Raw genomic sequence first — 13509 nt, 5'->3', positions numbered from 1 at the left:
TTCCACCCCGCTCTAAAGAGACGGGGCTATCAATCTCCCGCTCTTTTCTCGTATTATCACCCGATGGCAAACCATTAATGCCCACCAAAGCCAGCCGCGCCCGACGGTGGTTGAGAGAGGGAAAAGCCAAAGTCGTCTACAACAACCTCGGCACTTTCTGCGTTCAACTTCTACAACAACCGTCAGGAGAAGAAACACAACCCATTGGCGTTGGGTTAGACCCCGGCAAGCACTATTCTGGCATTGGCGTTCAATCTGCCAAAGCAACCCTATGGACAGGGCATTTAATTCTGCCTTTCAAAACCATTGTCGAGCGGATGGAATTGCGTCGAGTGATGCGCCGAGCCAGAAGAGGAAGACGGATTAATCGAAAACTTCCCTTTGAACAACGATGCCACCGTCAAAAACGTTTCAATAATCGCAGAAAAGGAAAGCTACCGCCGAGCATCCGAGCCAATCGCCAACTCGAAGTTCGAGTCATTAGAGAATTATGCCAAATCTATCCAGTGAGCGTCATCCATTACGAAAAAGTGATGGCAGATGTTGACCGAACCAGTGGAAGAAAAGGGGCAAGATCGGGTAAAGGCTTTTCCCCAGTCATGGTAGGCCAACAGAAAATGCTCGAATGGCTGTCCGAACTTGCTCCGGTCAAGGTTCATCAAGGTTGGCAACGAGATGGCAATGGTACGAGTCAGTTGCGGAAACGGTTGGGTTTGGAAAAGAACAAAACCGACAAATCCAAGCCGGAACCCGCGACTCATGCCGTAGATGGAGTCACCTTGGCTGCATTCGAGTTCGTGCAATGGCGCGAATGGCATAGCCACAATGCCAAGCACGGTGCATGGGTCGGCAATGCCCAAATCACTCTCGCACCCTTTAGTATTATTCGCCGTCCTCTCATTTCCCGTCGCCAATTGCATTTGTGCGTCCCCGCCAAAGGGGGAAAACGGCGCAAATACGGTGGTACTGTGACCCGGCATGGATGTCTTGGTCAGCATTCCCTTGCGTCAGGCACCGACGCGGGGTCTGACCGCTTTCGCAAGGGAGATTTAGTCCGAGCTACCCAAGCCGGACGAGTCTACATCGGTTGGTGTTCGGGGGATACGGCAAAAGCTGTTTCGGTGTCAGATGGTGTTCGGGGGATACGGCAAAAGCTGTTTCGGTGTCAGATATCAACTGGAAGCGGCTCGGTCAGTTCACTGCATCCAAAGTGGAGTTGCTCCAGGGCTCCACAGGTTTAATTTGTCAACAGGGAACGAAATTCGCTGGAGCAACAAATATTTGTTGATGCTCGTTTCCTCCCCAACCTGTAGAGAATTGGGGTATCCACTCGCATATTTTCTGATGATTAAAATTTTACATCTTTCTGATATTCATATTGGGAGTAGTTTTACCCACGGTCGCGTCAATCCAGAAACAGGATTAAATACACGATTGGAAGATTTTGTCAAGACTCTAGGACATTGTATCGATCGCGCCATAGAAGAAGCAGATTTGGTGCTTTTTGGCGGGGATGCTTTTCCCGATGCCACCCCTCCTCCTTACGTGCAGCAAGCCTTTGCGCTGCAATTTCAGCGCCTTGCGGCTGCCAATATTCCCACCATTTTATTAGTGGGAAATCACGATTTGCATTCCCAAGGAACCGGAGGGGCAAGTTTATCGATTTATCGCACTTTAGCGGTTCCCGGATTTATTGTGGGGGATTCTATCGAAACCCATCGCATTCAGACGAAAAATGGTGATATTCAGGTGATTACTTTACCTTGGCTGACGCGATCGACGCTATTAACTCGTCCGGAGACAGAAGGGTTATCAATGGCTGATATTAATGCCATGTTAATCGATCGCTTGCACCCGGTTTTAGAAGGAGAAATTCGCAAACTCGATCCAGATTTGCCGACAGTATTATTAGCGCATTTAATGGCAGATCGGGCAAATTTAGGAGCAGAACGCTTTCTAGCTGTCGGGAAAGGATTTACATTACCCATGTCTTTATTAACGCGAGAAGAATTTGATTATGTTGCTCTCGGTCACGTTCACAAACATCAAAATCTCAACCCTTTAAACGATCCTCCCGTGATTTATCCTGGGAGTATCGAACGGGTTGATTTTAGTGAAGAAAAAGAAGATAAAGGCTATGTTTTAATTGATATTAAAAAAGGTGAGGTGAATTGGGAGTTTTGTCCCGTTCCTGCTCGGCCATTTTGTACGATTAATGTGGATGTTTCCCAAGCAGAGAATCCGACGGAAACTATCCTCAAAGCGATCGCCAAAAAAGAGATTGCAGATGCGGTAGTGCGTTTGATTTATAAATTGCGTTCCGATCAAATTGAAGCGATCGATACAAAAAGTTTGCAAAACGCTTTAAAAATAGCCCATACTCATACAATCACTCCAGAATTAGTCAGTCAGCTTGCTCGCCCTCGCTTACCAGAATTAGGAGCGAATAATAGTCTCGATCCTCTTGAGGCACTTAAAACCTATTTGGGCAATCGAGAAGATTTACAAGACCTTTCATCAGAAATGCTAGATGCAGCAGAACGGTTGTTAAATGGTGAAGAAATTAATTTTCATCTCGATATAAATCATGCTAGAGAAGAAGTTAATCAATTGAGCTTGTTATAAAAAATTATGATATTGATGATTATCTTTTCCTGCTTCTCCAAGCTTGCAAAATTGGATCGTGCAGTTATTTCTAGAGAATTTTAGAAGGCAATCGAGGATTGATAGCGATCGCCAGTGTAATTCTCTCTTTAAAAACCTTGTAGAGATGTTGCGAGCAACATCTCTACAAGTAAATCTCGAGGAATTCGCGATCGCCATTAAACCGCTTCGAGATTTCTTTCCCCCGTGCGAATGCGAATGATTTCTTCGACTGGGGTGACAAAAATTTTGCCGTCGCCGATCTCTCCAGTCTTGGCTGCTGTGATAATTTTATCTACAACCATCTCGACTTGAGGATCTTCGACCACAACCTCAACTTTGAGTTTTTGCAAAAACTCGACCGTGTATTCCGAACCCCGATAGCGTTCGGTTTGACCCTTTTGCCGCCCAAAACCTCGGACTTCAGAAACGGTCATACCGACGATCCCGGCATTCACGAGAGCAATTTTAACTTCATCGAGTTTAAAGGGTCGGATAATGGCTTCTACTTTCTTCAAGGGTTTAACTCCTGATTCTCAATCAATCAATTTATCTCTATAAATCTTACAGAGAGAAAGAGGTTTTGCTAACGGGGGAATTCGAGAAATTTTGTTAAAGTTGGAAGAATCTCTCCGTTTTCCATGAGTTACTGCCCTAATCCAGACTGCGTGAAACCTGTCAATACCGACAATGCTAATTTTTGTCACAATTGCGGGACGAAATTACGCCTCGCCCAACGCTATCGACTGACAGAGGCGATCGCGTCGGGAGGGTTCGGACGCACATTTTTAGCGCGAGATGAGTACAAACCTTCTCACCCTCACTGTGTTGTCAAACAGTTCTATCCCCAAGAACAAGGAGATTGGCAAAAAGCCGCCAACCTTTTTCAACAAGAAGCGATACGGTTGGACGAATTGGGGCAACACGCACAAATTCCCGAACTTTACGCCCATTTTGAACAGGATCGCCAGCAATACATCGTGCAAGAAGCGATCGCGGGAGAAAATTTAGCCGCAGAGTTACAGGTGAAGGGAACATTTACCGAGTCGGAAGTCCTGGAAGTTTTAGCGGATCTGCTTTCAATATTGGTATTCGTCCATGCAGGAAAGGTGATTCATCGGGATATCAAACCTGAAAATATCATTCGCCGTCAGTCCGATCGGTGTTTGGTGTTAGTAGATTTTGGGGCGGCGAAATATGCGACGGAAACGGCGTTAAACCAGAAAGGAACGAGTATCGGGACTGTGGGTTATGCTGCCCCAGAACAAGCATTCGGGCAAGTTTCCTACAGCAGCGATCTCTACAGTTTGGCGGTTACTTGCATTCATTTACTTACGGGGATCGAGCCGTTGGAATTGTACGATGTGGGGGCGGCAAGGTGGCAATGGCTGGAATTGCTGCCGAGTCCTGTTGACGATCGCTTGGCCGCTATTTTTGACCGGATGCTGGCTAGGGCGACTCGCGATCGTTATCCTTCGGCAAATGCGGTTTTAGAGGCGTTGGCGGCATTGAATGACCCAGATATCCTGCCGCAGGATTGGCATTGTCTCCACACTCTCACTGCCCATATTGACGGCGTGACCTGTGTTGCTTTTAGCCCGGATGGAAATATTTTGGCCAGTGGCAGTCGCGATCGCACGGTGAATCTCTGGCCGATGCAAGCATTGTGGAGTATTCGCACGTTAACGGGATTTACCAATAGCGTTTCTGCTCTGGCGTTTAGTCATGAGGGGGCAAAATTAGCGGCGGGAAGTTTGGATCGCAGTCTTAAGGTTTGGCAGTTTCCTCAAGGACGAGCGATCGGCGAATTTCTCGATCCTGCGGGGATTCTCTGTGTGGCATTGAGTCCCGATGGGCGCATTTTGGCCAGTGGCGGCATGGGGAAGGGGGTCTGGTTGCGAGAGGGGGAGAAAAAAGAAGGTTTGCTGCACAGTCCCGAGGGGATGTGGTGTCTGGCGTTTAGTCCAGACGGGAAACTGTTGGCGGGTGGGGGATTGGATAAAATTATCCGGTTGTGGCAAGTGGAGACGGGGGAAGAAATTGCTCAATTTAAAGGTCATGAGGGGATGTTTGCTGGGGTGAATGCGATCGCGTTTAGTCCCGATGGCAAGATTTTAGCCAGTGGTTCTCAAGACCGGACGATTAAGTTATGGGAAGTAGAGACGGGGAGAGAAATAGCGAGTTTAACGGGTCATCAGAAGGGAGTCGGTGCGATCGCGTTTAGTCCCGAGGGGCGCATTCTCGTCAGTGGTAGCGAAGATGGAGCAATTAAATTCTGGCAAGTTGCAATATGTCAAGAACTCTTGACTTTCAAGGAACATCAGGGGGCGGTGAAGGGGTTGGCGTTTCATCCTGACGGGAATATTTTGGCCAGTGGGAGTTTTGATAAGACTGTGAGAATTTGGGAGCGAGCAACTCCACAGGTTTCGACATTAATTTAGAGATGAAGTGCATAAACTTGATTCAATCATCCCAAAGAACAAACTGTAGCAAGTATTAGGTTTATTATGAAAAACTTTGCAAGTCATGCTTTTACTTTACTGGCTATTCTTGGTGGTAGCAATGTATTTTCTCCTGTAAATGCAGCAACACTTGGCGTTGAACTCGTGCAAAACGGGAATGCGGAAACGGGAGATACGACAGGATGGTTAAGTACAGGAATTAATGCGGTCTCCACGACTTCCTCACGAACATGGGGACTTCCTTCTACCGTAGATATCGGCAAATTTTCGTTTACAGGTGGTACGGGTTCTGCTTCTTCTCAAACTCTCCTACAATCAATAAATGTTAGCTCGCTAACTACCCAAATAGATCGTGGCGATCTTGTTTCTTCGTTTAGTATTTTGTTACAAACTCGTTCTAGCGATCTTGCCAAAGCAACTCTATCGTTCTTAGATGAGGATGACAACATACTCGAATCAGAACTGTTTATCGATCGTCCTGTTTCGGGTGTCTATGACTGGAATCAATTTCTCGACGAAAGAGGAGTACCTGTAGGGACGAGATCCATAGCAATTCTTCTTGATTCAAGCCGGAATTCAGGCCGTTCTTCGGATGGTTATTTTGATGAAATTTCATTGGTTCTTAATTCATCATCTACTGTTCCTGAACCTTCAACTCTTCTTAGCTGTACGATCGCTCTTGGCTTTGGTATATTTTTGAAAAAAAGGAACAAGAATGAAATTTGAATTGAGTGCGATCGCTCGCAAAAATTGTTAAGGCGTATTTTAGCTTGCGGGAGTTTTGAGCAAATCGTGAGAATCTCGGAGAGATGCGATCGCTTATACTCGATTTTTCTGCGATTTTTCTGTACCATAACGAGCCTTGAGGTTCGGGATACCGAACCTCAAGGCACAAAAAAAGGGTTAACTTGAAAACAGTCAACCCATTGACTTTGGAACGCAAGCTAGAAGTTACTGAACGACCAACTTCACATTGGCATTCTGTAAACCGCGTTGCTTAACTTCAGATAAGGTTTTGTTAACGGCGTACTTTTGATTAATGGAGTTGATTAACTCAGTTTGGTTGTGCTTCTTCGCAACACCCCAAAGGTCGGCGATCAAATCGAAGGTGCCATCGCTATTGCGAGACCAACCGAGATCGTATTCGCCATCGAGAACGGCAACCAAGTCAGCACGAACGCGCTGTCCGTTGTAACCGCGAACGTCGGCATCGTTTTTAACGTCGATCCCCAAATCGCGCAAAGAGGTTTGGAGAATAGCGACATCAGAGATTTTGGTACGCAAGGTGCTGAAATGAGACATTTGGATTTCCTCTTGAAAAGGTAAACGACAGTGTTATCTTTAAACGGGTTTTTGGATTTGAGCTTGCCGTCAGAGTGGCTTCTGGTGGCAGCTTTTTTTTTGGTTTCTAGCAACTTGCTAGAGCGAAACTGCTAGCGACTGGCTAGCCTTTACTCCCATCACCTCCTAACCAAGAAGATGACCGAAGAAAGCCTGTTAGAACTCCAAGCGCTGATATTCAGCCGTGGAGGTGGCGGCAGGTCTGGCACGCTGTCTGGCCCATTCGCGCAGCGCTGTAACCTGTTCCATCATTGTCCGAGACAGAGGTAATGTGGCTTTGAGTGCCGCAATAATATCGAGTTGTACGAACTCCCGATCTTGGGCAAATGCTTCATACATGGCGGCAATAATTGCCTGCTCGATCTCTGCGCCGGAAAATCCTTCGGACATTTTAGCAAGTTGGAGAAGGTCGAAGCGTACAATATCATCCCGTCGCTTGCTTAAATGAATTCTAAAGATTTCTTCCCGTTCTTGTTGCGTGGGAAGGTCAACAAAAAATATTTCGTCAAAGCGTCCTTTACGTAAAAACTCTCCGGGTAAGCGTTCGATGCGGTTTGCCGTTGCCATCACGAAAACCGGTGAGGTTTTTTCCTGCATCCATGTTAGGAAAGAACCGAAAATTCGGCTTGAAGTACCGCCATCGGAATCTGCGGAACCCGTTCCCCCAGCGAAAGATTTATCGAGTTCGTCAATAAAGAGAATGGCTGGAGAAATTGACTCGGCGGTTCTGAGGGCATTGCGTAAATTGGCCTCCGATCGCCCAACCATCGAACCATCGTAAACTCGTCCCATATCTAAGCGCAGAATGGGCAAACCCCATAACCGCGATGTCGTTTTGGCAATTAAGGATTTTCCACACCCCGGAACGCCTAAAATCAACATCCCTTTCGGTTGAGGGAGTCCGTATTCCCTTGCGCGTTCGGTAAACGCATTAGAACGCTGCCGCAACCATTTCTTTAACTCGTCCAAACCGCCGATCGCATCAAGGGTCTCATCTTCCTCGATATACTCCAAAATGCCATTGCGTCGAATCAGTTGCTTTTTCTCTGAGAGAATGATCTCAACTTCTTCTTGGGTCAGGCGACCAGCTTTGACATAAGCCTTGCGATACACCTTTTCGGCTTCATCTTTGGTTAAACCGAGGGCAGCTTTTAAGAGCTTTTCGCGAACTTCTGTCGTGGTGCGCCTGGTTTTGTTTTTGTCGAGGTGCTTGGAAAGAACCTTATTCAGTTCTGCCATATCAGGCAGGGAAAAATCGAGAACAACAACTTCTTTTTCGAGTTCGATGGGAATCTCTTGTAAGGGAGACATGAGAATAATAATTTTCTCTGTGCCTTTGAAAGAGGCGATCGCATCTCTCAGAGCGCGTTTGACTCCTGCTCCGGTAATAAAGTCGTGTAAATCCTTAAAAATAAACAGCCCCGGTTCTTGGCGTTGAATCGTCCATTGAATGGCCGCTTCCGGAGAGATGGTATTGTGTTGAGTTGAATTCCGCGATCGATCGCGATCGCGCTCAATATTTTCAGTTCTGTATTCCTCCATGCCCTTCGTCATCGTCCACACAAAAACCTGTTGGTGTTGGGTTTCTGTTCGGGCAATACGGGCGATCGCACTCTCGGCTCGCTGCTCTTCGGGAGTGACGAGGTAGATCAGGGGATATTGAGCTTTGATGAGGATGCTTAATTCTTCTTTCATGGTGATTAACCTTTAGAGTATGCGATCGCTCAACCATCAAACCCCTTTCGATCTTAAGAGATAGGGAGAAGTCTCCAAATATCTCTAGCAGTGCGATCGGGTATGAGATTCAGATTAGGTGGAATAAGTGACAGATCTTTAAGATGGATTTTTATTAGCAAGGAACTAATGTTTCTTCTTCTTGAGAATCAGAATGAGAATTTAGTTCTTCTATCACTTTTTCCCGAACTTTCTCAACAGAAATTTCTGAGGCAATCTCTTCAATCAGAACGCCAGCTTGATTTTTTAAGGAAATTAATTCGCCATCTCTGTGAACGAGAGGAGAACGGCAATCTGGACAATGGTGAACCTGATGGGTTCGTCCTCGAACTTTTGTAGAAGATTGCTCCTCAATTTCTTCAATGACTTCCGGATGTTGCAGGTAAAAGAGAATTGCTTTCTCTACCATTGCGGACATCGATTCAACATCCACGGCTGACTTGATTTTAAGCCTTCGGTGGAGGTCTGGCGGAAGATAGAGGGTGACTTTGTGCTTGTCTTGCATCTCGTGCTTGTTTTGTTTTTACCCGGGTATGCTATGGCATCTTAATTGCCTTTTTAGGGAACTGTCAAGACACCAAGCCAGTATGACAGCATTATTGTAATATTTGTTTACAAATCCGTCTGAAAAAGTCATATTTTCGTACAGATTTAAAGCGGCAATTCCAAGGTTTTTGGTCAAATCCAGCCTTGAGTCTCCGTACTGGTCAAGCTGCGTCCGATCTTGAGATATTCCGATCGCGTAGCTTGCAAGATATGGTGCATCGCGACGGGTTCTTTGCTCTCGGCAGCAATAAAGGCAGCATTGAGGGCGATCGCGCGAATATTGCCCCCCGCTACGTTCAACTGCCCCAAGCCGCGAAAATTGAGGGATTGGGTGGGGGTTTGTTCTGGAAAAATTTGCTGCCAAATATCTTTTCTCGCGTCGGCTTTGGGGAAAGGAAAATTAACGATGAAGCGCAGGCGACGCAGAAAGGCTTGGTCGAGATTATCTTTTAAATTGGTGGTTAACACGGCCAAACCTTGATAGGCTTCCATGCGTTGCAGGAGATAGCTCACCTCGATATTGGCGTGGCGATCGTGACTGTCTTTGACTTGGGTGCGCTTGCCAAAGAGGGCATCGGCTTCGTCAAAAAGCAAAACCACACCTCCCGCTTCGGCAGCAGCGAAGATTTGGGCAAGATTTTTCTCGGTTTCGCCGATATATTTACTGGTGACGGCGCTGAGATCGATGCGATAGAGATCGAGGTTAAATTCTCTTGCTAACACTTCTGCTGCCATGGTTTTCCCCGTTCCGCTTGTCCCAGCAAAAAGAGCGCTAATGCCCAAGCCGCGATTGCTTTTGCGGGCAAACCCCCATTTTTCGCAGACGATCGCTCTCTGTTGCACCTGTGCGGCTAAATCGCGCAAAATATTCTTTTCTTTGAGAGGCAACACGAGGTCGTCCCAAGTGGCAGTGGTTTCGATGCGTTGGGCGAGGTGCTCCAAACGGGGACGCGCTTGCTGGCGACAAAACTGCCAGAGGCGTTCGGGGACATTCTCGCGATTGTTTTGTATGGATGCAGAGGCGGCTTGAATGGTGCGGGGGTTGAGGTTGAATTGGGCGATGAGGGGTTCGAGATGACCGTTGAGTTCGGCGGCGGTTTCTCCAAGGTGAAGTTCCCACAGGTGTTGCTTTTCGGCGTGGGAGAGAGGGGAAACTTCTAGGGTAATCGTGGAACAACGGGGCAAATACTGGCGATCGCGACTGCTGAGGATCGCGGGGGTTTGCAGATTGATGAGGAAGCGATGGAGAGAAACGCAACGTTCAGAATGAGAAGGCAGTTCGCCCTCGATCCACAGGACGTGATGACCGAGTAGGGCTTCTCGTTGCCAACGATGTTGCAGTTGTTCGAGTTCCCCCGGATGGATGGGTAAAATGGCAGCTTCGAGACTGTAGAGATTGAAGCCGAGGCGATCGCAAATGGTTTTGGCAATATTTAACTGGCTGTCCGCATCCTTGCCGCATAGTTGCAAAATGGGCAAACATTTTGTTGCTTGAGACCACGTTTCGATCGCTTCTGCGGCGATCGCTTCGTAGGAAAGGGGAAGCGGGAGAGGGTCTTCGGTCACGGGACGCATCCAACCTTTGAGTTCGCGATCGCGATCGGGGATATTGAGGAGATAGCTAAAAATGCGGCGATCGAGGGACAAAGGAGCTTGTGTGAGGGTAGCGTGAGGGGAAATGCGAATTAACTGCCAGTGTTGCAAGGGACTTTGGGCAGAGAGAGCCTCCCATCGGGCATCAGGAAAGAGAGAAAGGGCGAGGGTAAAAGTAGGCACGCTGGCTTGAGGGTTCTGGGCGGCTGCGGCGCAGAGTTGGGGGAATTGGGGATCCAGTTCCATTCCCGCACAGAGGAGCAAAATTTCTGACTCGAAGGGGGAGAGATTGAAGCGATCGCTCAATCGTTGCAGAGAAGGAGGAATAACGGGCGTTTCGATAACAATGGTTTTTTGCTGTTCGCTATAACTTTCGAGACGCGATCGGATTTGCGCGATCGCTTGGTATAAGGCATTGAGTTCGTTGCTGGATTCTTGGATCATGGTTGATTTGCGTTAATAAATCGGTCAAATTTTTCATTTCTTTTTACCCCAGTTGTGGGAATGAGAGCTTTTTTTATTCTATCTCCCTAAACCCTCTTTGATAAAGGGAACTTTGAAAATTTTTCCCCGCTTATAACAAAGTCGATTTTAAATATTTTTCTCTCTTAGTAAAAAAGTAGGTGCTAAAAATTCTCCCCTTACAACAGTAGGTTTAAAAAAATTCCCTCTCTTACAAAGGAGGGGGTTTAGAGGGGATAAAAATCGCTAAGATTAGCCCGCAAATTAAATATTTATCAATTAATCCTGTCGCAGCCGTTGGGTTCTAACAACGTAAAATTATCCGCACCCCCTCCCAGCAAAAAAAGACGATATTTTTCACCCAAACGCAAGGGAGTATATTGTCCTCCAGGACCCACCCAACCGAGGGGACGCTCTCCCACTTGCCAATAGTAAACCTCAATCGTCGAACCCATGCTTAATTCTCGCGTTGGCGAAGGTTTCTCAATGGTTTCGATTTCTACGGTAACGGTGTTATAAATATCCGTCCCGGCTTTCGCTTTCACCTCAGAATGAGAGACATGAGTTACGCTGCCGATAACGATACAATCAGTTTGCGCTTCTCGCTCCTCATCGGCAAGGGGAGGTAAAGCAGCCAAAGCAGGTTGAGCAAAGAGGAAAATGCCCGCAATAATGCCACAAAATACCAGCAATTCTAAAATTAAAATCATGGGTTCTAGCTAGTTTGAATCAGTCCGTCTCAATCTCAATTTAAATCATAATAACCGGACCTCCAGAAACCTCCCCTGGATCTTGACCGATCGCTAGTCCTAAGAAGTATTTCGTCAGATCGCTGAGTTCGATCCAAGAGATTCCTTCGTCTCCACGACCTTCGTGTCCTCGTGCTTGGAGACCATTCTCATTATTATAATATTCCCGACTGTATTTCCCCCAAGGATTCAAGACTTGTATCCAGTGATATTGTCCTTCATTGGTGTCTTCGGGATTGGGAGAAGCTGTCGTTTTGCAAGCTAAAACTGCATAACCGTGTCCTCCTACAATTCCTTTGTATATTTGTTCGCCTCCCGAAGCACCTCTGCCTTGAGCTTGTTCGTCTGGAACGAGTTTTGCTTTAGCCGTGAGAGCAACAGGTTTTGCTACAGATAACGCTACTTTAATAGCGGCGAAATCCTCCATTTGTTTTTGGGAATAAATTGCCGTTCCCAGTTCCCCCGGGAAAATATTTTTGCTTTCAATCCATGCCATAATCTCGCCTGTAAAGGATTGACCGGCAAATAATGTTTCAATATCCGATAGTTTGACTACAGCACCCCCTTCATTCTGCTTTAACATCTTGTCCTTCTCTGTAAGCTCGATATCGAGCATTTGCTTGATTTTTTCTTCGATATTTTCACTTTGAACGTAGGTCATCCACGCATCGATTTTGCTTCGGTTATCTCCAAAAATCTCGGTGAGTAAAATTAAATTGGAATAGTCATCGGGAGTAGCCGATTTAACAGTTTCATATTCTTGAATTGCATTCTGACTCCACGGAACTCCAGCCTCCATAAAGGTTTTATGACTTTCATAATGAATGAGATACTGACTCGACGCTTTTTTACCAAGAAGATGTTGAAACGCCGGGCTGGGCGTTCCACCTTCTATATTTTTATAGGAGGGATTGGGAGTTATTTTATCCGAACCAAAACCCGCTAGAGCATAAGCTTTTTGAATCATTAATACCCATAATGCTCCCTTGTTATAGGCGCGCTCTTTTCGATCTGAAGATAAAGGCAGCGATCTTTGAACTTTGATGGATTTGCGAGTAAATTGGGGATTTGCGGAATCGCTGGTATCGACTTCATACAATTTCACTGTTACTGTTCCATCATCATTTTCTTGCATCATTTCTTCGATCCGAGCGGGTTGTTGAGTGGCAATACTGGCTAAAGCCGCTTGTAAATAGCAATCTCCTAGCGTTGTTTGTTTAACATCTTTGAGAGAAATGCCTTCAGGTGGAAATAAAGGGACATAACCGGGTTGCCCTTCGCGATCGGGTATCTGTTGAAATCCCCCTACAGGCTTGAAGTCAATATCTTGATAGACAACAGCATATTCTCTTCCACCTGCCCTGACGATGCAATATTTTTCATTTTCGGGATCTGGCGTTGCTCGCCGATCGAATGGTCTGAGATATTCAACGAATTGCTCCTCATCAAATATCTCTGCCGCTTTAGTTTCTGGGATTGGAGCGCTAAGTGTTGGAATTAATGGATCGTTAGCATTGGGGGCGGCTGTTTCTAGAAAGGTGTAAAACTGCGTTCCGGGAGGAGCAATTCCCCAATTCAAATCAGGATTATCTTGTTGTGTGGCTTGGCGTTCTTCTTTTAAGACTTTGTCCCCTTCAATCGCTCCTAGCTTTTTTCGTACAATGTCAAATTCAGCTTGAAAAGGTATTGCCAACTCTTTCATTTTTGCTATTCTATTTTCACCCACTTCATTGGTACTGTCCCATTGTTCTATACAAGCCTCGATTGTGCGTTGTACCTCCTCTAATAGATTCAAATATTGAATACATCTCTCTGAGGTATCCAAATACAGAGAATGATATTTGGGCTCTATACCTCCCTCCATTAAGTCTTCTATCAAAAAATTTTTTAGACCTCTTATTTTTTTAATCACTTCATGCAATTTATCATTCGGGTCAAGATTTTTCTTTTCTTCTTTCCATTTGCGACCAAACTTCATG

Annotated in this window: 11 protein-coding genes; 4 read left to right on the top strand and 7 right to left on the bottom strand. The window is 46.2% G+C overall.

Features of this window, described 5'->3' with window-relative positions:
- Window positions 1–1241: RRXRR domain-containing protein (locus tag AC6RV6_RS22360; RefSeq protein WP_500243092.1), on the top strand; the 1241-nt coding region annotated here is incomplete at its 5' end.
- Window positions 1242–1344: 103 nt separating this feature from the next.
- Window positions 1345–2625: an exonuclease subunit SbcD gene (gene sbcD / locus AC6RV6_RS22355; protein ID WP_500243091.1), complete on the top strand. Its 1281-nt coding sequence runs from the start codon at window positions 1345–1347 to the stop codon at window positions 2623–2625.
- A 197-nt stretch (window positions 2626–2822) separates the two neighbouring features.
- Here sbcD and AC6RV6_RS22350 read toward each other — a convergent pair whose 3' ends face one another.
- Complete coding sequence (locus AC6RV6_RS22350) at window positions 2823–3161, bottom strand: P-II family nitrogen regulator (protein WP_500243090.1); 339 nt, start codon at window positions 3159–3161, stop codon at window positions 2823–2825.
- A 123-nt stretch (window positions 3162–3284) separates the two neighbouring features.
- Here AC6RV6_RS22350 and AC6RV6_RS22345 point away from each other — a divergent pair, with 123 nt between their 5' ends.
- Window positions 3285–5084 (top strand): protein kinase domain-containing protein, encoded by a 1800-nt coding sequence (locus AC6RV6_RS22345; RefSeq protein ID WP_500243089.1) that lies wholly within the window; start codon window positions 3285–3287, stop codon window positions 5082–5084.
- 66 nt (window positions 5085–5150) lie between these two features.
- Window positions 5151–5831 (top strand): PEP-CTERM sorting domain-containing protein, encoded by a 681-nt coding sequence (locus AC6RV6_RS22340; RefSeq protein ID WP_500243088.1) that lies wholly within the window; start codon window positions 5151–5153, stop codon window positions 5829–5831.
- Window positions 5832–6056: 225 nt separating this feature from the next.
- Here AC6RV6_RS22340 and AC6RV6_RS22335 read toward each other — a convergent pair whose 3' ends face one another.
- The 6 genes from AC6RV6_RS22335 to AC6RV6_RS22310 form a co-directional block, all read right to left on the bottom strand.
- Complete coding sequence (locus tag AC6RV6_RS22335; RefSeq protein ID WP_500243087.1) at window positions 6057–6407, bottom strand: DUF1257 domain-containing protein; 351 nt, start codon at window positions 6405–6407, stop codon at window positions 6057–6059.
- Window positions 6408–6602: 195 nt separating this feature from the next.
- On the bottom strand, window positions 6603–8141 hold the full coding sequence (gene ycf46, locus AC6RV6_RS22330) for a stress-responsive protein Ycf46 (RefSeq protein WP_500243086.1): 1539 nt from the start codon (window positions 8139–8141) through the stop codon (window positions 6603–6605).
- Between the two features lie 154 nt (window positions 8142–8295).
- Window positions 8296–8685: a slr0373 family blue light stress response protein gene (locus tag AC6RV6_RS22325; protein ID WP_500243085.1), complete on the bottom strand. Its 390-nt coding sequence runs from the start codon at window positions 8683–8685 to the stop codon at window positions 8296–8298.
- 173 nt (window positions 8686–8858) lie between these two features.
- Window positions 8859–10763 carry an ATP-binding protein gene (locus AC6RV6_RS22320; RefSeq protein ID WP_500243084.1) on the bottom strand — a complete coding sequence of 635 codons (1905 nt, stop codon included), beginning with the start codon at window positions 10761–10763 and terminating at the stop codon, window positions 8859–8861.
- A gap of 293 nt (window positions 10764–11056) precedes the next feature.
- Complete coding sequence (locus AC6RV6_RS22315; protein ID WP_500243083.1) at window positions 11057–11491, bottom strand: hypothetical protein; 435 nt, start codon at window positions 11489–11491, stop codon at window positions 11057–11059.
- A gap of 40 nt (window positions 11492–11531) precedes the next feature.
- Entirely contained in the window at window positions 11532–13508 is a 1977-nt protein-coding gene (locus tag AC6RV6_RS22310; RefSeq protein WP_500243082.1) for a C2 family cysteine protease, read from the bottom strand.
- Window position 13509 lies beyond the last annotated feature (1 nt).

The sequence above is a fragment of the Spirulina sp. LEGE 11439 genome (assembly GCF_059821285.1).
Note: the sequence above shows the minus strand (reverse complement) of the source record. Positions and strands in the feature narration are given on the sequence as shown.

Bases quoted from the DNA above. Each gene is read 5' to 3' on its own strand.
- AC6RV6_RS22320 (WP_500243084.1), bottom strand. From the start codon at position 10,763: ATGATCCAAGAATCCAGCAACGAACTCAATGCCTTATACCAAGCGATC.
- ycf46 (WP_500243086.1), bottom strand. From the start codon at position 8,141: ATGAAAGAAGAATTAAGCATCCTCATCAAAGCTCAATATCCCCTGATC.
- AC6RV6_RS22335 (WP_500243087.1), bottom strand. From the start codon at position 6,407: ATGTCTCATTTCAGCACCTTGCGTACCAAAATCTCTGATGTCGCTATT.
- AC6RV6_RS22325 (WP_500243085.1), bottom strand. From the start codon at position 8,685: ATGCAAGACAAGCACAAAGTCACCCTCTATCTTCCGCCAGACCTCCAC.
- AC6RV6_RS22345 (WP_500243089.1), top strand. From the start codon at position 3,285: ATGAGTTACTGCCCTAATCCAGACTGCGTGAAACCTGTCAATACCGAC.
- AC6RV6_RS22315 (WP_500243083.1), bottom strand. From the start codon at position 11,491: ATGATTTTAATTTTAGAATTGCTGGTATTTTGTGGCATTATTGCGGGC.
- AC6RV6_RS22340 (WP_500243088.1), top strand. From the start codon at position 5,151: ATGAAAAACTTTGCAAGTCATGCTTTTACTTTACTGGCTATTCTTGGT.
- AC6RV6_RS22310 (WP_500243082.1), bottom strand. From the start codon at position 13,508: ATGAAGTTTGGTCGCAAATGGAAAGAAGAAAAGAAAAATCTTGACCCG.
- sbcD (WP_500243091.1), top strand. From the start codon at position 1,345: ATGATTAAAATTTTACATCTTTCTGATATTCATATTGGGAGTAGTTTT.